The sequence below is a fragment of the Flexivirga endophytica genome, from assembly GCF_014640635.1.
In the GTDB taxonomy this organism is placed as follows: Bacteria; Actinomycetota; Actinomycetes; order Actinomycetales; family Dermatophilaceae; genus Flexivirga; species Flexivirga endophytica.
Map to the genome: position 1 here is coordinate 115,665 of NZ_BMHI01000004.1, position 22,818 is coordinate 138,482.

The window sequence follows — 22,818 nt, forward strand, 5'->3', positions numbered from 1 at the left end:
AAGCAGGACATAATGCGGACGTGACTCTCGCAGGGATCGTGCTGGCCGGGGGAGCGGGCAGCCGGATGCGTCCGCTCACCGACGATTGCCCCAAACCACTGTTGCCGCTCGGCCCCGAGCCGCTGATCGGCTACCAGTTGCGGCGCCTCGCGGCGGCGGGCGTCCGGGACGTCGTCATCTCCACCGGCTACCTGGCCGGTCATTTCGACGCCGTGCTCGGCGAAGGGGCCCGGTGGGGCCTGCGCCTGCGGCACTGCGTCGAGGACGAACCGCTCGGCACCGGTGGCGCACTGCGCGCGTCGATCGAGCACCTGCCGGACGCGGACCGGGTCGTCGTGCTCAACGGCGACCTGCTGTCCAGCCACGACCTGTCCGGCCAACTCGCCGCGGCCCGGTCGGCGCAGGTGTGCCTGCACGTGCGGCGGGTGCCGGACGTGGCGCCATACGGCCAGGTGACCTGCGACGACGACAGACGGGTGCGGGGTTTCGCCGAGAAGTCCGGCACCGGCCCCGGGCTGGCCAACGCCGGCACGTATGTCGTCGACGCCGACCTCCTCCGGTCGCTGCCTGTCGGCCGGTCCTCGTGGGAACGCGACGTACTGCCGACCCTGATCGCCGACGGCGTCGTGGTCCACGCGTGGACCGGCGACGGCTACTTCCGGGACGTGGGCAGCCCCGCGGCATACCGGCTGGCGAGCGTGGACGCGGTGACCGGCGGGCTGCCGGGTGCGATCGTCGACCACCACGACGTCTACGTCGCACCCGAGGCGTATGTCGATCCTGCCGCGCGGCTGACCGGCGGGTGCAGCGTGCACGCCGGTGCGGCGGTCGACGCCGGCGCAGTGCTCGAGGGGTCGGTGGTGCTGCCCGGCGCGCGGGTCGGCGCGGACGTTCGGCTGATCCGCTGTGTGGTGGCGGCCGGTGCTCGCGTCACCGGCGGCACCGACTGGGCGGACGCGGTACTGACCGCGCAACCTACTGGTCAGTAAGGCCTGGGTGTGACCTGCATCTCGGGCAAGTATGCTTGCGCGACGTCCCGACCCCCGAGCACGTCTGCGACTTGATGAGCCCACGACCCACCGGCGGTGGTTACCGCCCGGCACTGGACGGCATGCGTGCCGTGTCGGTGCTGACGATCATGCTCTTCCACGTCCCCTACCAATGGGTGACCGGAGGTTATTGGTCGGTCAACGTCTTCTTCATCGTCTCCGGTTATCTGATCACCGGTCTGCTGCTGAAGGAGCTGGACAAGTGGGGGTCGATCGACCTCGTCGGCTTCTACGTACGCCGGGCCCGCAGGCTGCTGCCCGCCCTGCTCATCATGCTGATCGTGGTGTCGGTGGCGTGGCCGCGGATCCTCGGTGATGCGACACCCAGCACCATCAAGGGTGACGGTCTGGCCGCGCTCTTCTACGTCGCCAACTGGCGGATGGTGCTGACCGGGCAGTCCTACTTCGAGCAGTTCGGCGCGGTCGCCCAGTCGCCCTTCAAACACGCCTGGACCCTCGGCATCGAGGAGCAGTACTACCTGCTCTTCCCGATCCTGATGATCGTGCTCTTCCGGATGTTCGGGCGGCGGGGCCGCGGCAAGATCCTGGCGGTGATGATCGCGCTGGCCGCGTTGTCCGCGCTGGTCATGGCCAAGCTCTACGTGCCCGGCGGTGACCCGTCGCGCGTCTACTACGGCACCGACAGCCGGATGCAGGACATCCTCGTCGGTGCCGCGCTCGCGGTCGGTATGTCGATGCTCGACCGGCAACGTCTGGCGGCCTGGGCGCAGCGCAACCGGCCATTCGTGGTCGGCGGCGGCTGGGTGGTCGCGGCGCTGACCCTCTACTGGTTCTTCTGGATCCCCGCGCACGGCTGGGTCTTCTACGGCGGCTACCTGGTCTTCGACACGATGTTCGCCCTGCTGATCGCCTCGGTCGAACTGCTGCCCGGCAGCTCGATCGCCCGGGTGATCGCCTGGCGGCCGCTGGCCTGGGTCGGGATGATGTCCTACGGGCTCTACCTGTGGCACTACCCGCTCTTCGTCGTGCTCACCCCCGATCGGACGCACCTGTCCGGCATACCGTTGCAGTTGCTGCGTTTCGGGCTGACCTTCGCCATCGCGAGCGCCTCCTACTACCTGGTCGAGAACCCGATCCGCAAGGGTGCGCTGCGCAAGCTCGGTCGCAAGGTGAGCACCCTCGTGCCGGTCGCGGCGGTCGCGGCCACCGCCGTGGTGATCGCGGTGTCGGTCAACGGGATGCGGCTGGCGCCCGCAGCCCGCGCCGGTGAGGGCGTCACGGTCTCCGGTGGCTCGGGCGGTTACTCACTGCTGATCGTCGGCGACTCGGTCGGCTTCTCGCTGGGCTACAACTTCCCGAAGCACGCGTACCCGGATGTCCGGCCCACCGCCGCTGTCGACTTCGGCTGCGGCACCGCCGAGCAGAGCATCGTCGTCTCCGGCAAGCGCCAACCCACCGAGTCGGAGTGCTCGAACATCTTCGAGCACTGGGCGGAGGGAGTCGGCAGCACCAAGCCGAAGGTCGTCGTGTGGAGCATGGGGCCCTGGGAGGTCTACGACCACTACGTCGACGGCAAGACGCTCAAGGTCGGCAGCGCGGCATACTCCTCCTACCTGCTGTCCCGGATGGAGACCGGATTGGAGGCGATGGACAAGGCCGGCAAGCACGGGCCGATCGTCATACCGACGGTGCCGTGCCTCGGTCAGCCGAAGTACATGGTCAACGGCGTGAACATGGCCACCGACCGCAACGACCCCGAGCGCGCCGCCGCCGTCAACAAGATCCTGCGCACCTTCGCCGCCAAGCACCCGAAGACGGTCCATCTGGTCGACCCGGGTGAATTGGTCTGTCCCACAGGGAAATTCACCGAGAAGGTGCACGGTGTCAAACTCCGCGACGACGGCGTGCATTACACCAAGGCCGGCGCCGAGGATTTCTGGAAGTGGCTGCTGCCGCAGGTCGCCAAGTGGGTGCCCGGCACGCCGAAGGCCACGAAGTGAAGAACGCCTCGTCGACCGGTCGCGTTGACGCGCTGGACGGCATCCGTGGTGTGTTGGTCATCTTCCTGCTGAGCTACCACTTCGGACTCAGCCGGCTCTCCGGCGCCTGGCTGACGCTGAACGTCTTCTTCGTCCTGTCCGGATTCCTCATCGTGCGGCTGCTGGTCCAGGAGCGGGCGCGCTCCGGCCGGATCGACTTCCTGGCGTTCTACGCCCGCCGAGCCCGGCGACTGCTGCCGGCGCTCGCGGTCCTGCTCGCGGCGGTGCTCGTCTACGGCCTCGCGTTCGCGTCCGAGTCCCAGCGCGCGACGATGCGGTGGGACGTGCTGGGCACGATGTTCTATTTCATGAACTGGCGGCTGATCTCCCAGAGCGACCAGTACTTCGTGCACTTCACCGAGCCGTCGGTGTTGCAACACGCCTGGTCGCTGTCGGTCGAGGAACAGTTCTATTTGGTCGCGCCGCTGCTCGTGCTCGCGCTGATGGCACTCCTGCGCACCCGCCGTGCGTTGATCGCCGTGCTCGTCGGTCTCGCGGTGGTCTCCGCCGGCTGGATGGCGTATGTCGGGGTCGGCAGCGATCTTGCACGCTCGCACCTCTATTACGGCACCGACACACGAGCGCAGTCGCTCCTGCTCGGAGCTGCGCTGGGCGTCGCGTCCGCGCACCTGGGCCGGAACGCGCAGTCCTATTCGGTGCCGGTGAAGCAGGTGCAGATCATCGGCTGGGCAGCCTTCGCCCTCACGGTGCTGTCCTTCGTCGTCGCCGCACCGCAGACGACCCTCATGGCGGACGGCGGCATGTTCGTCCTGTCCCTGATCACCGTCGTGTGGGTCTGGGCGACCGCTGACGAACGCGGCGGATCGATGCAGCGTGTGCTGGGCTGGCGACCGTTGGCCGGGCTGGGCCGGATCTCCTACGGTGCTTACCTCTACCACTGGCCGATCGGTCTGTGGGTGGAGCAGGCGCTGCCTGACGCACCGGTGTGGCAGCGAGTGCTGCTCGCGTTCCCGCTGAGCATCGGGGTCGCCACGCTGTCCTACCAGCGCATCGAGCGGCCGATCCACGATCGGGGTTGGCGCGTGGTGGTCGGCGGGCCGATCAAGGCCCGGACCGTCGCGGTGGGGATCGCCGTCGCACTGGCCGTGGGAGCGCTCGGTGTCCACGGAAATCCGGCAGCGGCGGCCGAGAGCCCCAACGTCTCCGCCCCGACGCCCGATCTGGTGAGGGGGCAGGCGGCATACGAGGCGTCCGACGGCAAGCGGACGATCGCGCTGTTCGGCGACTCGGTGCCGGACCGGTTGGCGAAGGACTTCCCGTCGAGTGACTACCGGAACCTCGAGGTGGTCGACGCCGCGAGCTCCGGATGCGATCTGCTGGACGTGCCCTACCTCAATCCGGGCAACGGTGATCGCGAACCATTGCGGAAGGACTGCGTCGCGTTCAAGAAGAAGTGGCCGCAGCAGTTGGAAGGCACCGGCACGGAGCTGCTGCTCGTCATACCGTCGCGGCTGCTGCAGTTCCCTCACCAGCTGGACGGCAAAGCGCGCACCTGGGGTGACCCCGTCTATGACAGGGCCGTCGAGAAACAGCTGGACGTCGTCGCTGCCGGCGCCGAACGTGCCGGCGCAGGGGTCGCGATGGTCACCATGCCCTGCTACGACGAGAAGTCCGCGGCCGGCGTCTTCCTGAAGACCATGCGGGAGCACTCGCCGCAGAGCCTGCGCTCGTTCGCGCATCCGGCCCAGCTGAACGCCATCGTCCGCAAGTGGGCGCGCGCCCACGGTGCACCGGTGATCGATCTGAAGGACGCGGTCTGCGGATCGGGCGACAGCCCGAAGCGTCCCGGCGGTTACAGCCTGTATGCCGACGGCGTCCACTTCTCGCCCTGGGGCGCGAAGGTCGTCTGGAAGTGGCTGGTACCGCAGGCAGTTCGCCTACTTGGAGAGAAGTCGTGAGCGACCCGGTCAAGTCCCGCGCGAGTCGCCACTACATTCCGGCCATCGACGGATTCCGCGGTGCCGGTGTGCTCATCGTGCTGCTCTACCACGCAGGTTGGTCGGTGCTGACCGGCGCGTTCCTGTCGATCGACATGTTCTTCGCGATCAGCGGTTACCTGATCACCGCGCTGTTGTTGCGGCAGGTCGGACGCTGGGGGACGGTGCCGTTGCTGGCTTTCTGGTGCGGTCGCGCGCGTCGTCTGTTGCCGGCGATGACCGGAGTGGTCGTGCTGGCGGCGGCATACGCGAAGTTCTTCGCCGACCCGACGACGCTGGGCCGCTTCCGGGTGGACATGCTTTCGGCGCTGACGTTCTGGTCCAACTGGCACTTCATCGATGACAAGCAGTCGTATTTCCAAGGTGGCGCAACAGTTTCGCCGTTGCTGCACACCTGGTCGCTCTCGATCGAGGAGCAGTTCTACGTCGTCTGGCCGCTGCTGTTGCTGGCGTGGCTGACCTGGCGTCGGGGACGGCTACGTGGGCTGCCGGCCGTGCTCGCGGTGCTGGCCGGCGGGTCCGCGTTGTGGATGGCGATGATCTATCACCCGACCGGTGACCCCTCGAGCGCCTACTACAACACTTTCAGCCGCGCCCAGGCGATCCTGGTCGGCTGTGCGCTCGCCGTCGTCCTCGAGCAACAGGCCAGGCGCCGCCGGCGCCCGCGTCGACAGGTGATGGTCGTGCTCGGCATACCGATGCGTTCCTCGATGTGGTCGACGCTGGCAGCCGCCGGGGGACTGATCTGGCTCTTCGGGGTGCCCCTGGTCGTAGACGCGCAGACCGAGTGGATCTTCCGGGGCGGGTTCCTACTGTCCGGGCTCGCTGCGACCGGACTGTGCTGGCACCTGGCGACCTGTCGGGACAGCCGCATCTCTCGCGCGCTGGAGTGGGCGCCACTGACAGCTGTCGGCCGGCGCATCTACGGGCTGTACATCTGGCACTGGCCGCTGTTCCTGATCTTCGACTCGCAGCGCACTCATCTGTCCGGGGTGCCTCTCGTGGCAGTCCGGATGGCCATCGTCTTCGTCGTGGCCTTCGCCTTCGACTGGTTCGTCGAGCGACCGATCCGCTCCGGTGCGCTGCGCCGGCTGGTGCCACACGGCGGCGTGGTCGGCGCCGTGGTCGCGCTGGCGCTCGGCACGACCTGCGCGTTCGCGTCGACGGCCGCCGCCAAGGATCCGATCTTCGGCACCGCGTTGCCGGGCAGCGTCACCACCGTGACCGGCCCGATGCGCGCGGACCAGAGCCGGGTCGACATCTTCGGTGACTCGGTGGCGTTCACCCTCTGGAAGTACCACTCGGCGGGTGCGCCGCACTCCCTGAGCGTCGGTTCGAGCACTCAGCTGGGGTGTGGGGTCGCCATACCGCAGCAACTGCAGGTGGGGAAGTTCGAGACGGCGCCCGCACCGCAATGCGCGAACTGGCAGCAGCGCTGGGCAGCGCTGGTCGAGGAGACCAAGCCGCGACTGTCGATCGTCGTCTCCGGATCCGCCGAGCTGTTCGATCGCCGGGTCGGCGGCAAGGTGTTGCGGGTCGGGACACCCGCCTGGCGTGATTTTCTGCGGAAGGCATACGGACAAGCAGCCGACGTCGCGGGTCAGCACGGACGCTTCCCGGTGACCATCGCCAACATCCCGTGCTACGACCGCAAGGGCGCGAGCGGCATCGGAGCACTGCCGGGCGTGAACCAGGACGAGGACGCCGAGGCGGCGTCGACCCAGAACCAGGTATGGCGCCAGCGCGCCGTCAACGACGTGCTGGCAGAGGTGGCGAAGACCCATCCGAAGACGAGCCTGCTCGACATGCGCAGCTACCTGTGTCCCAACGGGAAGTACCAGAAGCAGCTGGACGGCGTCACCATGCGTTCCGACGGAGTGCACTTCGACAAGGAGGGCGCGGCCCAGTGGTGGCGGCACTTCACGCCCGAGCTGCGCAAACTCTTCGGGCCGAAGCTTTCTGTTGACTCCGTCTCGCAGTGACCCGGGGCCATAAGGTGTGACGGTGAGATGGGGGAGGCGGTCGGGCACCGTCCTGTTCGGCCTCCTGCTGTTGCCCCTCGTAGTCAGCTCGATCTGTTGGCTGAGCACTGGTTGGCTCCCGCAGGGTGACGAAGGCTGGATCGCGTTGCGAATTCACGATGTCTTCAGCGCGCACCCGCCGCTGCAGGGGATGCGCTCGACCAGCGGCATCACGAATTCCGGTGTGTGGGCGCATCATCCGGGTCCCATCGAGTTCTATCTGCTTGCCGTCCCGTATGCCGCGACGGGCTTCCACCCGGCGGGTCTGGTCCTCGGTTGCCTGTTGCTGGCGGCAGGCATGGTCGCCACGGCGTTGTGGCATGGGCGGCTGGCCGGCGGACGCACCGGCGTGGCCATGGTGGTCATCGCAGTCGCCGGTTGCGAGCTCCTGCTCGGCCCGTTCCTGGTGCTGCCGTGGAATCCGTGGCCGGCCGTGCTCGGGTTCATCGCGCTGATGGTCGTGTCGTGGCGGATCCTGCTGGGCCACCGGGCGGCGTTGCCGTGTTTCGTCGCGGTCGGCTCGGTGGTGGTGCAGGCAAATCTCGCCCTGATCCCGATGGTCCTCCCGCTGTTCATCGTCATGTGCGCAGTGGGCATGCTGCGCTGGCGCCGGGAGCGGGGAACGGTCTGGCCGCTGCCGGGCTGGCGGCCGCGGGGCCGACCACCGATCTGGCGCCGCCCCGGAGTCCTCGCCATCGTTCTGACGCTGGCGCTGTGGTTGCCGGCTCTGGTGGAGCTGTTCGTGGTGACGCCGAACAACGCGTCGCAGGTCTGGGCGCTTGCACTGGACACCCTGGGCAGCCCGCTGCGGTTGGTGGCGACAGTGGTCCTCGTGGCGGGTTGTTGCTGGTGCGCGTGGCCGATCGACTCGACTGTGCGCATCTCGCCGCGCAGCGCCCTGCGGTGGGTCAGCGGTCTCGTCGGGCTCGGCCTCGCGCTGTCCGTTGCGGCCAGCGGCGCGACCCGTGTGCTTTACCTGGTGATGGCTCTCGGGGCCATCATCCTCGCCGGAGTCGCGTGGTGCGACACCTGGGTGAGATCCCTTCCCGCGCAAAGAGTTCCACCGGTCGCGTGGGCGGCCCTCGGATTGCTGGTCGCCCTGCTTATCGGTCCCGCCGGTCCGATGCACAACCGGTTCGTCGGCGGCGAGACGTCGGACTCGAAGCTTGCCCGCCAACCGGTCGAGGAAGCGGTTCGCCAGCTGCGCGCGGCGGGCGTCCACGGCGGAGCGGTCGTCGTCCATTGCGACGCCGGCCGCGCACTCGTGAGCTTCTGTCCTGCCGTCGTGGCGCGGCTCGCTGCGGACGGTTATGCGCCGTACTTCGACACCTACTGGCCGAAGCGCGAGGACGATGCCTATCGACGGATCGATCGCGCGCCGGCCGACGCGGTGGCGGTCACCATCCGGGACGACCACTCGCCGCTCGTCACCATGCCGTCCGGGCGGGGCTGAGTCTGCGCTCGGTTGGTGTGGTCGGGAGGGCGACCAAGTCTTCGTTGGGATGCCGGAGGCGGTCAACGCGGCTTGCAGCGGATGCTGTCGAAACCGTCTACGAGTCAGGTTTGATGGCCGTCCAGCCTACGGAATACCCGAAATATGTTCGATGATTCCCTAGTCATTGACGGTGCTTCCAGGTATCCTGTAAGTAGGCGAAAATGCTTACAGGGGAAGGGGATTCACGTCATGATCGGTGATCAATCCGTGCTGGATGGTGTCCCGGTCGCGGAGCCGGGGCGGGGGCCGGAAGTGCTTGCCGGGTTGCAGGCGGCGGAGCAGGTGTTGGACGAGGTCCCCGGTGCGGTGCATCAACTGGGGCAGGGCCAGGAAGCCGAGCTGGTGACAACGCTTTTGCGGTTGCTGGGCCGGTCCGCGCAGGTCGTGACGTTGGTGGCTTCGGATGCGGTGACTCGTGGCGTGCTGGTTGGTTCCGATGCTGCGACCACGGCGCAGTGGTTGGGCGGGCAGGTCCGCGATGTCCCGGTGGAACCGCGGACGGTGCGGGTGGTGGCGTCGGTGGCTGATGCGTGCCGGGACCGGAAGAACACTGTCATCACGGCCGCGTTGCGGGAGGGTTCGTGTTCGGTGGAGTCGGCGCGGACTGCGTTGACGCAGGCCGACAAGGTGGCACCGGTGATTCCGACCGCGGAGCGTGAGGAGATTCTGGGTTGGTACCTGCAGCTGGACCCGGCCCTCGGGTGTGCGGGGTTGACGCAGTTGACGCGGCAGATCATCGCCCGGTTCGACCCGGACAAACTCTCTAAGGGCGACGAGAAGCTGGAGCGGACTGAGTCGTTGACCTGGTCGACGACCCCGACGGGGATGACGCGGTTGGTGGCGGAGTTGTCGCCGGCGAACGCGGCGATCCTCAAGGACGCGATCAACGCCAAGTCCGCACCCGACCCCGCGAAACCCGCCGATGGTGGTCCAGTAGCGGCGGAGGTGCGGGACGAGCGGTCCCCGGGCAAACGACGCCCGGACGCGCTCCTCGACCTCATCGGTGCCGGCGCCCGGGCCGCGACCGGGGAAGGCACCCAATCCAGTGCGGCAACAGTGCTGTTGACGATGGGGTTGGAGGCCCTCGCCCAGGGTGTGGGTGCGGCGTCCACGACCACCGGTGACACGGTCGACGCGGGTGCTGCTCGCCGGTTCGCGTGCACCGCGGACCTGATCCCGGCCGTGCTCGGCGGACCCAGCGCACCGTTGGATGTGGGCCGGCGAGAACGGTTGGCCACTAAGGCGATCCGGGCCGCGGTGATCCTGCGCGATGGCGGGTGCAGCTTCCCCGGTTGTGACCGGCCACCGGGTTTCTGCGAAGTGCACCATGTCCGGCCGTGGTGGGCCGGCGGCGAAACCTCCCTGGCCAACTCGGCCATGCTGTGCGGCCGGCATCATCAGACCGTGCACCGCAAGGGCTACACCGCCGACATACAACCCGACCGCGTGCACTGGGACCTCACACCCGGCCTGATGCCCGGCCACCGGACCGCAGCGGCCTGAACCTGCGAATCGGCAACTCCGCGAACAGGATTCGCGTGCTTAGGTCAATCTCCTTGTCGCGATAGAGGATTCGCCATGGACGCGGTCGTGTGGCCGCTGGGCAATTCACCGCGTCGCCACTGCCGTGTTGATAGCTGGCAGGAGAGTTCGGTAACCGGCGCCACTGACGTGCACGCCGTCCCGAGCGAATGCTTTCTCGCCAAGGGGCTCCAGGAGCTGGTCCGCCTGATGACCCGGACACAGCAAGCCCGACAGACGTCGAGGGCAGTGGCGCGGTACTGGTCGATGGTCGCGTTCGCCCAGGTCGTGCCCGGCGGCACGCGAGCCTCGACCACTCCCGGCGGCGCGACGTAGGTCACGGCGGCGGCGTTCAGCCGGCCCAGGACGCGCGCCAACTCGTCAGTGAAGCCCTCGAGGTCGACGCTTCGCCACGGCGCGGCGTCGTTCGTCCCGATCGACAGCACGATGCTCGTCGGGTCTTCGACGTCGATACCGGTCAGTTGAGCCGACAGGTCGAAGACTGTCGAACCGCCAACGGCCAGGTTGCAGACGGCCGCGTCGATGGCACGGAGCGACCGTCGCACGCGGGCGAGGTGACTGTCCCCGACGAAGAGGACGTCTGCTGCGGCAACAGTGGAAAGTGCTCGAGTTGATGTCTCTCGCGGTCTCTTCGGCACGGACACGCTGCCACGATCCCAGAGACCAGTTGCCGTCGCCCGGAAAGAGATCGTTGTCGAGCGCCTTGCTCGCAGCCACATCGGAGCATCCGACCGCAATCGGGACGAGTCAGGAACACGCTTTGCCAGGATGTCCACCATGACGACCCTCCGCTCCCTGGCTCTGTTCGTTGTGGCGGCTTTCGCTGAGATCGGCGGAGCGTGGCTGATCTGGCAAGGAGTACGTGAACACCGAGGCTGGGTCTGGATCGGAGCCGGTGTCGCGGCACTAGGAATCTACGGCTTCGTTGCGACCCTGCAACCCGATGCGACATTCGGACGCATCCTCGCTGCCTACGGCGGCGTCTTCGTCGCAGGTTCGCTTGCCTGGGGCATGGTCGCCGATGGTTACCGCCCCGACCGGTGGGACGTCGCGGGCGCTCTCATCTGTATTTGCGGGATGGCCCTCATCATGTACGCACCACGCGGGACGTGAGCGGCTCCGAAGTGGGAACCTTCCAAGGTGAGCGAACTGACCGACGACGAGCGCCGCGTGCTGGACCTGGTGGACGAGGAGGCGATGCTGGCCGATCTGTCGGCGCTGGTCGGCATACCGTCCGTCGGCGGAACGCCCGGTGAGGTCGCGGCACAGCGCTGGTGCGCCGACCGACTGCGTGTCCTGGGCCTCGAGGTCGATGAGTGGGAGATCCACCTTGCGGAGTTGAGTGCCGATCCCGACTTCCCCGGAGTGGAGGTCGATCGTGCGCGAGCGGTCGGTGTCGTCGCAGTCCTTCCGCCGTCAGACGACGTGGCACCGAGCACGCCGGCGCTCGCGTTCTGCGGACACACGGACGTGGTGCCGCCCGGCAATCTCGACGCATGGACCAGCGACCCGTTCGTGTTGCGCGTCCAGGACGGCCGTGCCCACGGCCGCGGCGTCTGCGACATGAAGGCGGGCGTCATCGCGATGATGAGTGCCGTGGACGCGTTGCGCCGTGCCGGCGTGCGACGGACGCGGCCGATCGCCATACATTGCGTGAGCGGTGAGGAGGACGGTGGTCTCGGCAGCTTCGCCACCCTGCGCAGGGGACACCGGGCCGAGGCGTGCGTCATCGCCGAGCCGACCGCCGAGAGCGTGATCCCCACCAACGCCGGTTCGCTCACCTTCCGGCTCGAGGTGCCCGGTCTGGCCGTCCATGGCTCGCGTCGCGACCACGGTGTCAGCGCCATCGACAAGCTGGCCGTGGTGCAGGACGCGCTACGCATCCTGGAGATCGACCGAAACACAGATGTACCAAGCGAATTCGCTCATCTGGACCTGCCGTGGCCGCTGTCGATCGGCATGGTGCACGCCGGCGACTGGGCCAGCACCGTGCCCGACCTCCTGGTCGCCGAAGGCCGCTACGGCGTGCGACCCGGAGAGACGACCGCCGAAGCGCGCGCCGCGTTCGAGCACGCCGTGGCCGAGTGCGTCGAGCAGGACCCGTGGTTGCGCGATCATCCGGTCCGGATCAGCTGGCCGGGCGGCGAGTTCGCGCCGGGCAGCCTCCCGAGCGGCCATGCGCTGTTGGCCGACGTCACCGAGGCAGCGACACAGGTGCGGGGGAGCGCACCGGCGGTGACGGGTGCGCCATACGGTTCCGATCTGCGGTTGTATGCCGCCGCCGGCGTGCCGACGCTGCAGTACGGACCGGGGCGGGTCGAGGACGCCCACGCGGTCGACGAATCGGCCGAACTCGCCGACCTGCTGGCCTGTGCACGGGTGTTCGCGATCCTCGCGACACGCGCGTGCAAGAAAAGAAGTGACTGACGGGTAACAAACGCGGGAAGAGCCGCTATTCTCTGCGGCCATGCAGACATCGCGCTTGTTCGACGCGCTTCCGGACGCTTTCCACGGCGACCCGCACACGGGCGACCCGGTCGACCCCCGTTGGCACGACATCGCCGAGCACGTCAGCGGTTTCACCAGCCCGAACGAGCTCGCCGTGCTCAACCTGGCAGCCGCCGTCCTGCCGGCCGACGAGGCGTACCTGGAGGTCGGGACCTTCAAGGGCCGATCGCTCGTGGCGGCCGTCCAGGACAACGCGGACAAGACGTTCTACGCGATGGAGAACTTCGTGGAGTTCGGTATGGCGGGCCAGGAGGCCCACGCCGAGCTGAAGGACAACCTGAAGCGCTTTGCCGGCGAGACCGACGTCCATCTGTTGGAGGGCGACGCCTTCACGCTGATGGCCAAGCCGGGCCTGATCGACCGACCGGTGGGTGTCTACTTCTACGACGGTGAGCACACCCTGCTGTCGCACTACCTGGCGCTCGCGGTCGTCGAGCCGCTGCTCGCCGACGAGGCACTGGTCCTCGTCGACGACGCCACCTGGCCGGTCGTGCAGCGGGCGCACCGCCTCTTCCTCAAGCGCCATCCGGGCTGGCGGATCGAGGCGACCTGGGACGCCGAGCGCGCCGACGACCCGCGCTGGGCCAACGGACTGCACGCGCTGGTGTTCCGCCGGGTCCCGGGTCGGCGCCGGGGGATGTCCCGCACCGACGAGGCGCTGCGCGGTTACCAGACGACGGTCCAGGACCGGGTCAACAAGGTGGCGTGGGCCGCTGCCCACCGTTTCCCGGGACCGGTCAAGAAGGCGGCGTCCGTGCTGTTGTCACGCTCGCGGGCTATCGGCGGTGACGATCACTGAGTCGTCCGCAATGGCGGTCGCCTGATGGCGCAACACCACGCGCAGCAGCCCGGACATCGCGACGATGAGCGCGCCGACCAGGCAGACGCAGACGATCTCGGTCGGGGAGTGGTGCCACTGGACGGCGATCGCGATCAGCTCGACGACGATGACCGCCCACGTCAGGGCACCGAGCAGGCCGGTGTCGCTGCCCATCTCGGAGAACAGCCACACCTGCGCCAGCGCCCACGCGACACCGAGCACCACACACAACAGCGCGAGGCTGCCGAACTCGCCGTAGTCGGCGCCGCCCGCGACGGTGATCCAGGTCCGCGGTGAGATCGCGACGATCCCGAAGCCGACGAGGCCGATGATGCCGACGACCCCGCTGGCCCGCAGCAGCGTCCGGGTCGGCCGCGACCCCTGCATCCGCGGCACGATGATCAGCGCGACGAACTGCGTGCCCCAGCACATCGCCCGCGCGAAGGTAGTGGCCAGCGCGTAACCGCCGGAATCGTGCGGGGTCAGGAAGTGCCGGGCGAGCAACATGTCCACGTTGGTGAGTGCCACGTATGCCGCCAGGGTGCTGTTGGACCGGATCAGCTCGCGAGCCAGGCGGGCGGTGCGCGGCAGCCGGGCCAGGTCGGCTCGGCAGAGCCACGCGCCGTACAGGCCGGCGGCGACCCCGGCGATGAGCATGGCCGCGAAGACACCGGTGACATCGGCGCCCAGGAAGGCGCACGCGGCGGCCGCGAACACCCGGGTGACGGCGTTGGACAGGTAGAGCAGTGACAGCGCCCGCAGTCGCCCCCGACCCAGCAGGATGCCCTGGAAACACCCGGTCACCATCATCGGCACGAGCATCCCGCCGAGCAGCACGGCGGCCCAGGACGACGGCAGGTGGAACCAGTGCGCCAGCGCGGGGGAGAGAGCGGCGGTGACCGCGAAGCAGACCAGGCCGGTCAGCAACGCCGGTCGTATGGCGCTGGTCGGCCCCTCCGGATCATCCCCGGACAGCCGCCGCGCCACCACGACCTGGAACACCCCGGCCGGTATGGCGAGCAGCACGCCATACGTGGAAAGTGCTGTGTAGCCACCGAATTCGCCCGGTCCGAGGGGACGCGAGAGCAGCACGACCACGAGATAACCGAGCGCGTTCGCCATACCCATGGCAACGCCGAGCAAAGCACCCATCGCGGTCCTCGATGAGGGAGAGCGAAGAGCGCTACGTGAGGTCACGACCATTGAGGTTACCCGCGAGTTATATTTGGGTGCTCGCAACCGTAAGGACACCGCGACGACAGCCGACCTCAACCCCGGGAGCCGACCACGTGCGCCGACTGATGACGGGCTATCGGCTCACCGTCCTCGGACTGACCCTGCTGCTCGCGCTGATCGTGGCGCTGAACGGATTCGGGCACTTCTACACCGACATCAAGCCTGAGGTCTATCTCGCGCCCGGCCGGATGATCGGTCAGTACCTCTCCGCCTGGACCGACACGCCCTATCTCGGCTCACCCAACTTCAACGTCGGCCTCGTGCCGGTGCTGCTGGTGACAGGGGCGCTACGCGGTATCGGTCTGTCGCCGGAGTGGACCTTCAAGGTCTTGCACTTCGCTCTGTGGCTGGCGACCGCTTGGGGAACTGCCCGGCTGACCCGTCGGATCGTGCCGAAGGCAGGTCAGTGGGCTGGGCTCGCGGCAGGCGTGCTGATCCTGGCCAACCCCTACACCATCCAGGCCGGCAGCACCCTCGCGATCGCGCTGCCGATGGCGCTGCTGCCCTGGTCGTTGCTCGCCTTCATCAACGCGCTGTGGAACCCGGGCCGGCGATGGTTCTCTCCGCAAGGATGGCTGTGGCCGGCAGTCTTCGGGCTGGTCTTCTTCGCGATGAGCGGCATGAACGTCGCCATCGTGCCGATCTTCCAACTGCTCGCACTGCTGCCGATCCTGTATGTCGCCCGCCACGCCTGGCGACTCCGCTGGTCCGTGGTGCTCGGCGCACTCGGGAAGTGCGCGGCGTTCGCCGTCGGCGTCTCGATCTACTGGCTCATCCCGGGCTTCGGCGCCGTGGCGACCGGCAATCAGATCGTCGACGAGTCCGAGTCCCTGACCGGTATCGCCAAGGTCGCGTCCTTCCCCGAGGTGCTGCGCGGCATGGGGTTGTGGTCGCTGTACGGCCAGGACAACCACGGCGCCTGGGTGCCGCAGGACGCGGTCTTCCTCACCAGCTCCGTCGTGATGGTGCTGACGATGCTGTGGCCGGCACTCGCGCTGCTCGCGATGCGCTGGCTGCACGGCGCCGCGCGGATCATCGTCGCAGGGACGGTCGCGATCTCGGCGGTGCTGATGGTCGGCATGTTCCCGGCCGCGGGCCATCCGGCATCACCGTTCGGCGTCGCGTTCCACTGGTTCGTCGACCTACCGGGCATGGCCGCCTTCCGAACCTCCAACAAGGTCGGCGCCCTGCTCGCGCTGTCCTTCGCCATCGCCCTCGGCGCAGCGGCCGCGAAGGTCGTCCCCAAGATCATGCGACGCGACGGCCTGGCGCCGATCGCCGCCGTGGCCGTCGCCATGCTGCTGCTGTCCTGGACGCTGCCGGCGCTGACCAACCGGCTCTACACGTCGCCGATGGACGTCCCCGCCTACTGGAAGCACGCGGCGTCCGCGATCGACAAGGGCGACCCCGACTCCGCGGTGCTCTTCCTGCCCGGTCAGACGCGGCCGGCCTACCGCTGGACCGTCGACCGCCCCGACGACGTGGCCAACTCCCTGTTCAGCCGGCGGGTCATCCTGCCCGAGACAAGCCCTAACGCCTCCCCGCCGGGCGGCAACTTCCTCGCCTCGCTCGACTCGACCCTGGAGAACGGCGTGGTGCCGGCCGGGACGCTGTCGACATACGCGCGCTACCTGGGTGCCGACACCGTGCTGATGCGGCACGACATCAACTGGGAGGACGCCGGCGGGGTGCGTCCCGGCCTGGTGTCCGCGCTTGCCGCGCAGGACAAGGGACTGCACGGCGTCGCCAACTACGGCTATCCCGGTGAGTATGTCGGCAGCACGACCGCCGACAGTTCTGCCGACGAGCAGCAGCTGCCACCGTTGCAGCAGTACTCCGTCAAGGGCGCCGGCAACAGCGTGCGAGTCGAACCCACCGACAACTCGGTCGTCGTCGCGGGTGACGGCTGGGCGGTGCCGTCGATGGTGGACGCCGGTCTGCTCAAAGGCAATCCGAGCTTCCGCTATGCGCAGGACTTGTCGACACGCCAGTTGGCCGGCAGCCTCGGCGGCGACCACACCCTGGTGCTGACCGACACCAACGCACGTCGTGACGCCATACCCAACCGGCTGTCGAACAACCAGGGACCGCTGCTCGCGGCCGACCAGTCACTCGGGGTCACCCGCACGCTCGGCGACGATCCCAAGGATCAGACGGTGCTGCAACGCTCCGGTGCCCGGGTGACGGCGACCTCGCAAGGCGGTGCGTTCTTCGATCTGCCGTATGCCGTGCCGGAGAACGCCGCCGACGGTGACCCGTCGACCGCATGGTTGTTCGGTGACTTCGGCCGGGCGACGGCCAACCGGCTCACGATCACCGAACCGAAGACCACCAGCGTCGGCACCCTGCGCATCGCGCAGGCCCAGATCGGCGGCGTGCGGCTGGACAAGGTCACCGTCCGGGCCGGCGGGAAGACCGTCACCCGCAAGCTGCCGACCAGTGGCTACGCCGACTTCCCGATGGGGAACGTCTCGGCGAAGCAGATCACGATCACGATCGACTCGACGCGCGGCAAGGGCTACAACCTGGTCGGCATCCGCGACATACAGGGCCTGGACACCCCCGCGATCCGGTCGGCGCGCACCCCGCTGACGTTCACGACGGCGTACCAGAAGTTGAGCGCAGCCCAACGGGCGAAGTTCGACCGCACCCCACTGGACGTCGTGCTGACCCGCGAGCAGGGCACCGCGGAGAGCGGGGACGACTCCGAGCGCGGGCTGCGGCGAGTCATCAGCCTGCCGGACGGGCGCTCCTTCGACGCGACCGCCGCCGTCCGTGTCGACGGGTCCTTCGAGACCGTCTACGACCGGACCGCCGGGATCTCGGACAAGGTCACCGCGACGTCGTCGGGGTTCTACTTCGGGCTGGCCGGCGCGCGGGCGTCGATGGCCGCCGACGAGGACACCTCGACGGGCTGGCAACCCGGCGGGAAGCTGCGCGGCGCCTGGTGGCAGCTGTCCGGTCCGGAGCGCGCGATCCGTTCGGTGTCGGTCACCCAGGAGGCGGGCAGCAACGGCGACTCCAACAATGCGTTCGCGCGCACGGTGACGATCAGCGTCGACGGCGAGGACGTCGCCTCCGCGAAGCTGCGCAAGGAGGGGACGACCCGGATCGTCATACCCGAGGTCGACGGGCAGGCCGTCCGCGGCAAGGACGTCCGGATGACCATCGACTCGATCGACGGCACCGAGCGCAACGTGCCGCCGCGCTTCACCTCCATCGAGACCGGCCGGCACGTGCAGAAGCTGCAGGACCTCGGACCGATCAAGCAGGCCGACGGCACCGATCCGCGGTGCACGACGGTGGCGACCGTGGACGGCTCGCCGCTGCGGATGCGTCCGACCGGCGATCTGCAGGGTTCGACGACGCAGGGCAGCAAGTGGCTCTCGTGCGGGACGGTCGATCTGAACGGCGGGACGCACCGGATCGTGCCGGCCGACGGGTTCACCCTGGACAACCTGCACCTGGCGGACACCCAGGACCGCACCGGCAGCGCCGCGAAGGCGCCGAAGACCTGGCTGTCGAAGAACACCAGCACCGACAAGCAGGTGCACGTCACGACCAAGGGCGCGACCGCGGTCGTGCTGGGTCAGAGCATCGCGGACGGCTGGCACGCCACCGCGAACGGTAAGGACCTGGGCTCCCCGCAGACGCTCGACGGTTACTCGTCCGGATGGATCCTGCCGAAGGCTGGCAAATACACCGTCGACATCACCTACTCGCCGCAGTTGCGTTCCAACATCGCGCTGGGCGTCAGCGTCGTCGTCATCCTGCTGGCCGTGGCGCTCGCGGTGTTCCCGTTCTTCGGCAGGCTGGGCGCGGCTGCGAAGAAGAAGCGTGGTGCGGATGGTGAGGCCGACGAGGATGACACCGAGGACCTGGACCTCTTCCATCGGAGGCTTGCGGAGATCCTTCCGGCCGAGGGCGACGAGCCCTCTGCCGAGCGGGAGGCGGAGCTCCCGTCCGGCCGAGGGCTGGCCGAGCACGCACCACGCCTCACCACCCGGATCGCACCGATGCGTATGTCGCGGGTGGCGCTCGAGGTCGGGCTGGTGCTGATGGCGGGCTTCTTCGTCGGTTGGGCGGGTCTGGTTGCCGGCGCAGCCGTCGTCGCGGTGCTGCGCTGGCGCCGTTCGATCCCGGCGTGGTGGCTGCAGGTGGCCGGCGCCGCGCTGCTGCTGATCGCGATGGGCGTTTATCTGCTGGCCCTGGGGGACATTCGAGGCACACTGAGCGCCGACGGGGTCGCCCGCAGCATGTGGCCGCACTGGCTCGCAGGTGCCGGTCTGGTCGTCGGGCTGGCCGGAGCGCTGCGGGATGCCGGACGTGACGAGGATGAGGGCAACTGATGAATGAGCACGCTCTGGTCTCGGTCGTCGTGCCGACCCGCAACAACGCACGCACCATCCGCGCGTGCCTGCAGTCGGTGCGCGACCAGACCTATCCGCGCGTCGAGCTGATCGTGGTCGACAATCACAGCACCGACGAAACCCTCGCCGTCGCAGCCGAACTCGCGGACGTCGCGGTGACCGGTGGCCCCGAACGCTCGGCGCAACGCAACCTCGGCATCAGCAAGGCCGAGGGGGTGTGGGTGCTGTGGCTGGACAGCGACATGGTGCTCCCGCCGCGCAGCATCGAGCTCGCCGTGCGCACCGCGCAGCAGAGCGGTGCGACCGGCGTCGCGCTGCCCGAGCGGACCATCGGGGACGGCTTCTGGACGGCCTGTCGTGCGCTGGAGCGGGAGTGCTATCTCAACCAGCCGTGGCTGCACAACCCGCGCCTCGTGCAACGCGACTATCTGCTCGGTGAGGGCGGTTTCCACCTGGCGATGTCCGGCCCCGAGGACGCCGACCTGCGACTGCGGATGCGTGCCGAGGGCAGGCGCATCGAACTCGCGCCGATCGTGGTCGATCACGACGAAGGGCGGCTGACCGTCGCGGACGTGCTGCGCAAGCGCTACTACTACGGCCGCAGCATCCCGGAGTTCGCCGGCCGGCATCAGGGCGCCGTCGGTGCGCAGGGCCGTGCCGTGCTCACCTCGTATGCCGTCAACTGGCGCCTGCTCGCCCGCGACCCGGGACACGCGGCCGGCATGGTCGCGCTGCGCAGTCTGGAAGCCGTCGGGTATGCCGCGGGCGCGCGCCGAGGCAAGCGGGACCGAGCCCGGTCCGGGGCGACACCGTGAGTCGAAGACTTCTGTGGGTGTCGTTGCCGGACCAGCGGACGCGGCGCGAGCTCTACTGGATGAGTCGGATGCCGGACACCGACGTGACCGCACTGGCGGCACAGGAGCCGTATGGCGATCTGACCTGGGTGCCGAGCACCTACCGGCGGCCGGTCAAACGTTTCGTCGAGGCCGGTGCCCTTGCCTGGGTGCGTGACTTGGAGCGGCAGGAGCCGGCGGCATACGACTGGGTGGCGACACTCGAGTTGTGCTCGCTGGTGACCGGCCAGGCGAGCAAGTGGCGGCGCGACAGCAGGGTGCGGCAGGTGGTCGTCACCTGGGAGAACCTCCCGCACCAGCCGCTCTACAAGGTGCCGCCCTACAAGCAGGCGCTGGGCTCGGCACGTGACGCGGATTTGTTCCTGTGCATGATCGACGCCGCGCGGGACCACTTGATCGACAACGGTTTTCCCGATCACCGCATTCGAGTGGTCAAACCGGGCGTCGACACGGCCGTCTTCACTCCGGCGGCCGAACCTACGCACGAACCGGTCGTCGTGTTCTGCTCACCGCTGGCCCCCAACAAGGGGATCGACCGGGTGCTCGACGCGATGCGGATCGTCCGCCGGCAGGTGCCCGAGGCGCGACTCGTGGTGGCCGGCAACGGCCCGCTGCGTGGCCTGGTCGAGCGGGCGGCGGCCGACCCTCGCACCGGTGTGCACCTGGCCGGACAACTCGACGCGCACGGCGTCGCGGACCTGCTCGCGAACGCCGCCGTGTTCTGCACCGCGCCCCGCCCGAACTGGAAGTGGACCGAGCAGTTCGGTCTCGCTTACCTGGAGGCGCAGGCCTGCGGCATACCCGTGGTGACCACGCGGTGCGGCACCAACGACGAGGCCGTACAACCTCCCAACACCCTGGTCGACGACGACGTGGAGGCGATCGCCGCAGCTCTGGTGACGCACCTGACCGACCGTGACCGACGGGCCCGGGTGGGGGCCGCGAACCGTGCGCGGATGATCGCCGACCACGACCTGGCCACCCAATGTGCCCGCATGGGAGCGGCATTCGCCGACATCGAGGCGCAAGGCCGCTGATGCTGGGGCGACGTGGCACGGGGGCACTCGTCGGCCTGGTCTGTGGCCTCATCGCGCTCGGCCCCTCTCTCGCGCCGGGTTACCTGCTGCACTACGACCTCGTCTTCGTGCCTCGGTTGGCACTCAGCGACCGGACGATGGGAGTCGACGGGTCGGTGCCCCGTGCGGTGCCGAACGATTTCGTCGTGGCGTTGCTGTCCCATGTCGCACCGGGTTGGGTCGTCGAGAAGGCCTTGCTGCTGGCGGTTTTCGTCCTGGTCGGCGCCGGGGTGGGGGCGCTGGCCCGGAGTCGGACCGGTGCGGCCGCGGCGGCCCTGGTCGCCGCCTGGAACCCGTATGTCGCCGAACGCCTCGCGATCGGCCACTGGGGTTACCTGCTGGGTTACGCGTGCCTGCCCTTCCTGGTCGCCGCTGCTGCGGCCGTGCGGACGGGGGACCAGCACCGGCGGACCCGGCTCGGCGTGTGGCTACTGGTGAGTGCCGCGACCGGCTCGACAGGGGCGGTGCTGGGTCTGATCGCGGTGCTGGCCGTGCTCGTGATGCCGTCGGAGGAGCGCGTGTCGCCCGGGCGTCGGATCGGCGAATTGGGTTGGGCCGTGGGCGTCTTCGTGCTCGCCAACGCGACGTGGTGGTTCGCCTACCTGTTCCTGGCGCCGTCCCAATCGACGTCCGAGACCGGTGTCGAGGCGTTCATGTCGCGGGCCGACACCCCATGGGGTGTCATCGGCTCACTGCTGACCGGCGGCGGGATCTGGAACGAAGGAGTCTGGTTCTCCGAGCGGGATTCGCTGGTGGTGTCCGGTCTGGCGGTGCTGGTCGTGCTGGTGACGCTCGCGTTCGCCGTGCGTGATCGGGTATGGCGCCTCGGGCCTGCGTTGTCCGGGTTGTCCGGGGCGGGAGCCGTCGGTCTCGTGCTCGCCGCGGCCAGTGCGGTGCCCGGGGGCCGGCAGCTGATGACGACAGTGATCACCGACCTGCCCGGTGGTGGTCTGCTGCGGGACGCGCAGAAGTTCCTCGGGCTCTGGGTCGTGCTCGTCGCGGTGCTGGCCGGGCGCCTGGTGGAGCGGGTGCGAGCGGCCGGAATGGCTGCCGGCGCCGAGCGCGCTGCTGCTCTCGCGATCGCCGCAGTCGTCGCGTCCTGGCCGGTGGTGACGCTGACCGGGCTGGCCTGGGGCGCCGGGGGCGAGTGGCGGGCGGTCGACTACCCCGCGTCATACAGCCGGATGGCGGACCGGGTGGACGCCTTGCCGTCCGGTGCGGTCGCGGTCCTGCCCTGGGCGCCGTACCGGCAGTACGCCTTCGATCACGATGTGGTGTTGCTCGACCCGTGGCAGCGCTTGCTCGACCGCGACGTGCTGGTCGACGACAGCCTTCCGCTGGTCGGCGGCACGGTGGTGCCGGGGGAGAGCCCCGATGCAGCCCGGATCGGTGCCGCGGTCACGGCGAAGTCCGGCCTCGCGTCCGCCATGCGAGACGTGGGTGTCCGGTATGTGCTCGTGCAGACCGACCAGCCCGCCGCGGGCGGCATACCGCAATTGGCGGCGAAGCGACCGCTCGCGACCGACGGGACGCTGCGCCTCTACAACCTGGACGGTGCGGTCGAGCGTCCCGACGACACCACCGGGCCGGCGCGCTACACCGGTTGGGCACTGGCCGGACTCGCCGTCATCGGGGTTGCCGGAAACTTCCTCGTTGATAAGCTGCGCGCCAAGCACAATGGCTACTGACTCTCCGGTAACATGGAGACAACCCGCGTCGAACCGAGAGGGAAGCAATGGGCTCCTCCAACATGAAGTTGCTCTACAACATCGGCGGAGCTGTCGCCGGTGTCGTGCTGGCCACCGTGGCGATCTTCGGCCTGATCGCTCAACAGGGTTCGGTCACGCAGCCGCAGAAGTTCTCCTCGACGATCAACTACAACCAGTAGG

16 protein-coding genes are annotated in these 22,818 nt (G+C 68.7%); 14 read left to right on the top strand and 2 right to left on the bottom strand.

What is annotated here, in order from left to right; all coding sequences use genetic code 11:
• Positions 1-20 precede the first annotated feature (20 nt).
• The 6 genes from IEX71_RS12560 (at position 21) to IEX71_RS12585 (ending at position 10,026) form a co-directional block, all read left to right on the top strand.
• The gene (locus tag IEX71_RS12560; RefSeq protein ID WP_188837391.1) at positions 21-989 is read left to right on the top strand and encodes a nucleotidyltransferase family protein; all 969 of its coding nucleotides are present in this window, start codon (positions 21-23) and stop codon (positions 987-989) included.
• Between the two features lie 74 nt (positions 990-1,063).
• Positions 1,064-3,010: an acyltransferase family protein gene (locus tag IEX71_RS12565; RefSeq protein ID WP_188837392.1), complete on the top strand. Its 1,947-nt coding sequence runs from the start codon at positions 1,064-1,066 to the stop codon at positions 3,008-3,010.
• On the top strand, positions 2,953-4,968 hold the full coding sequence (locus tag IEX71_RS12570) for an acyltransferase family protein (RefSeq protein WP_188837393.1): 2,016 nt from the start codon (positions 2,953-2,955) through the stop codon (positions 4,966-4,968). Before IEX71_RS12565 ends, IEX71_RS12570 begins: the two co-directional genes overlap by 58 nt.
• Complete coding sequence (locus IEX71_RS12575) at positions 4,965-6,989, top strand: acyltransferase family protein (protein WP_188837394.1); 2,025 nt, start codon at positions 4,965-4,967, stop codon at positions 6,987-6,989. Before IEX71_RS12570 ends, IEX71_RS12575 begins: the two co-directional genes overlap by 4 nt.
• Before the next feature lie 22 nt (positions 6,990-7,011).
• The gene (locus IEX71_RS12580; protein ID WP_188837395.1) at positions 7,012-8,481 is read left to right on the top strand and encodes a hypothetical protein; all 1,470 of its coding nucleotides are present in this window, start codon (positions 7,012-7,014) and stop codon (positions 8,479-8,481) included.
• A 231-nt stretch (positions 8,482-8,712) separates the two neighbouring features.
• On the top strand, positions 8,713-10,026 hold the full coding sequence (locus IEX71_RS12585) for an HNH endonuclease signature motif containing protein (RefSeq protein WP_188837396.1): 1,314 nt from the start codon (positions 8,713-8,715) through the stop codon (positions 10,024-10,026).
• A 44-nt stretch (positions 10,027-10,070) separates the two neighbouring features.
• Here IEX71_RS12585 and IEX71_RS12590 read toward each other — a convergent pair whose 3' ends face one another.
• Positions 10,071-10,610: an SGNH/GDSL hydrolase family protein gene (locus IEX71_RS12590; protein ID WP_188837397.1), complete on the bottom strand. Its 540-nt coding sequence runs from the start codon at positions 10,608-10,610 to the stop codon at positions 10,071-10,073.
• Between the two features lie 232 nt (positions 10,611-10,842).
• Here IEX71_RS12590 and IEX71_RS12595 point away from each other — a divergent pair, with 232 nt between their 5' ends.
• The 3 genes from IEX71_RS12595 to IEX71_RS12605 are packed head-to-tail and all read left to right on the top strand — an operon-like array spanning position 10,843 to position 13,372.
• Positions 10,843-11,178 carry a YnfA family protein gene (locus IEX71_RS12595; protein ID WP_188837398.1) on the top strand — a complete coding sequence of 112 codons (336 nt, stop codon included), beginning with the start codon at positions 10,843-10,845 and terminating at the stop codon, positions 11,176-11,178.
• 27 nt (positions 11,179-11,205) lie between these two features.
• Positions 11,206-12,492 (top strand): ArgE/DapE family deacylase, encoded by a 1,287-nt coding sequence (locus tag IEX71_RS12600; RefSeq protein WP_229749695.1) that lies wholly within the window; start codon positions 11,206-11,208, stop codon positions 12,490-12,492.
• Between the two features lie 40 nt (positions 12,493-12,532).
• Positions 12,533-13,372, top strand: a complete 840-nt coding sequence (locus IEX71_RS12605) for a class I SAM-dependent methyltransferase (protein WP_188837399.1) — start codon at positions 12,533-12,535, stop codon at positions 13,370-13,372.
• On the opposite strand, the gene IEX71_RS12610 is transcribed toward IEX71_RS12605, so the two are convergent.
• Complete coding sequence (locus IEX71_RS12610) at positions 13,337-14,545, bottom strand: oligosaccharide flippase family protein (protein ID WP_188837400.1); 1,209 nt, start codon at positions 14,543-14,545, stop codon at positions 13,337-13,339. The two genes, IEX71_RS12605 and IEX71_RS12610, sit on opposite strands and share 36 nt — an antisense overlap.
• A 137-nt stretch (positions 14,546-14,682) precedes the next feature.
• Here IEX71_RS12610 and IEX71_RS12615 point away from each other — a divergent pair, with 137 nt between their 5' ends.
• Genes IEX71_RS12615 through IEX71_RS12635 form a run of 5 tightly spaced genes read left to right on the top strand, consistent with a single transcriptional unit; the run spans position 14,683 to position 22,817 of the window.
• On the top strand, positions 14,683-18,978 hold the full coding sequence (locus IEX71_RS12615; protein ID WP_188837401.1) for an alpha-(1->3)-arabinofuranosyltransferase domain-containing protein: 4,296 nt from the start codon (positions 14,683-14,685) through the stop codon (positions 18,976-18,978).
• A complete protein-coding gene (locus IEX71_RS12620) occupies positions 18,978-19,814 on the top strand; it encodes a glycosyltransferase family 2 protein (protein ID WP_188837402.1) in 837 nt (278 codons plus the stop codon). The genes IEX71_RS12615 and IEX71_RS12620 overlap by 1 nt, the downstream gene beginning before the upstream one ends.
• Positions 19,815-19,831: 17 nt before the next feature.
• Positions 19,832-20,890: a glycosyltransferase family 4 protein gene (locus IEX71_RS12625; protein ID WP_229749696.1), complete on the top strand. Its 1,059-nt coding sequence runs from the start codon at positions 19,832-19,834 to the stop codon at positions 20,888-20,890.
• Positions 20,890-22,617 carry an MmpA family trehalose lipid delivery protein gene (locus IEX71_RS12630; protein ID WP_188837403.1) on the top strand — a complete coding sequence of 576 codons (1,728 nt, stop codon included), beginning with the start codon at positions 20,890-20,892 and terminating at the stop codon, positions 22,615-22,617. Before IEX71_RS12625 ends, IEX71_RS12630 begins: the two co-directional genes overlap by 1 nt.
• Positions 22,618-22,664: 47 nt before the next feature.
• Complete coding sequence (locus IEX71_RS12635; protein ID WP_188837404.1) at positions 22,665-22,817, top strand: DUF2613 family protein; 153 nt, start codon at positions 22,665-22,667, stop codon at positions 22,815-22,817.
• Position 22,818: the final 1 nt, after the last annotated feature.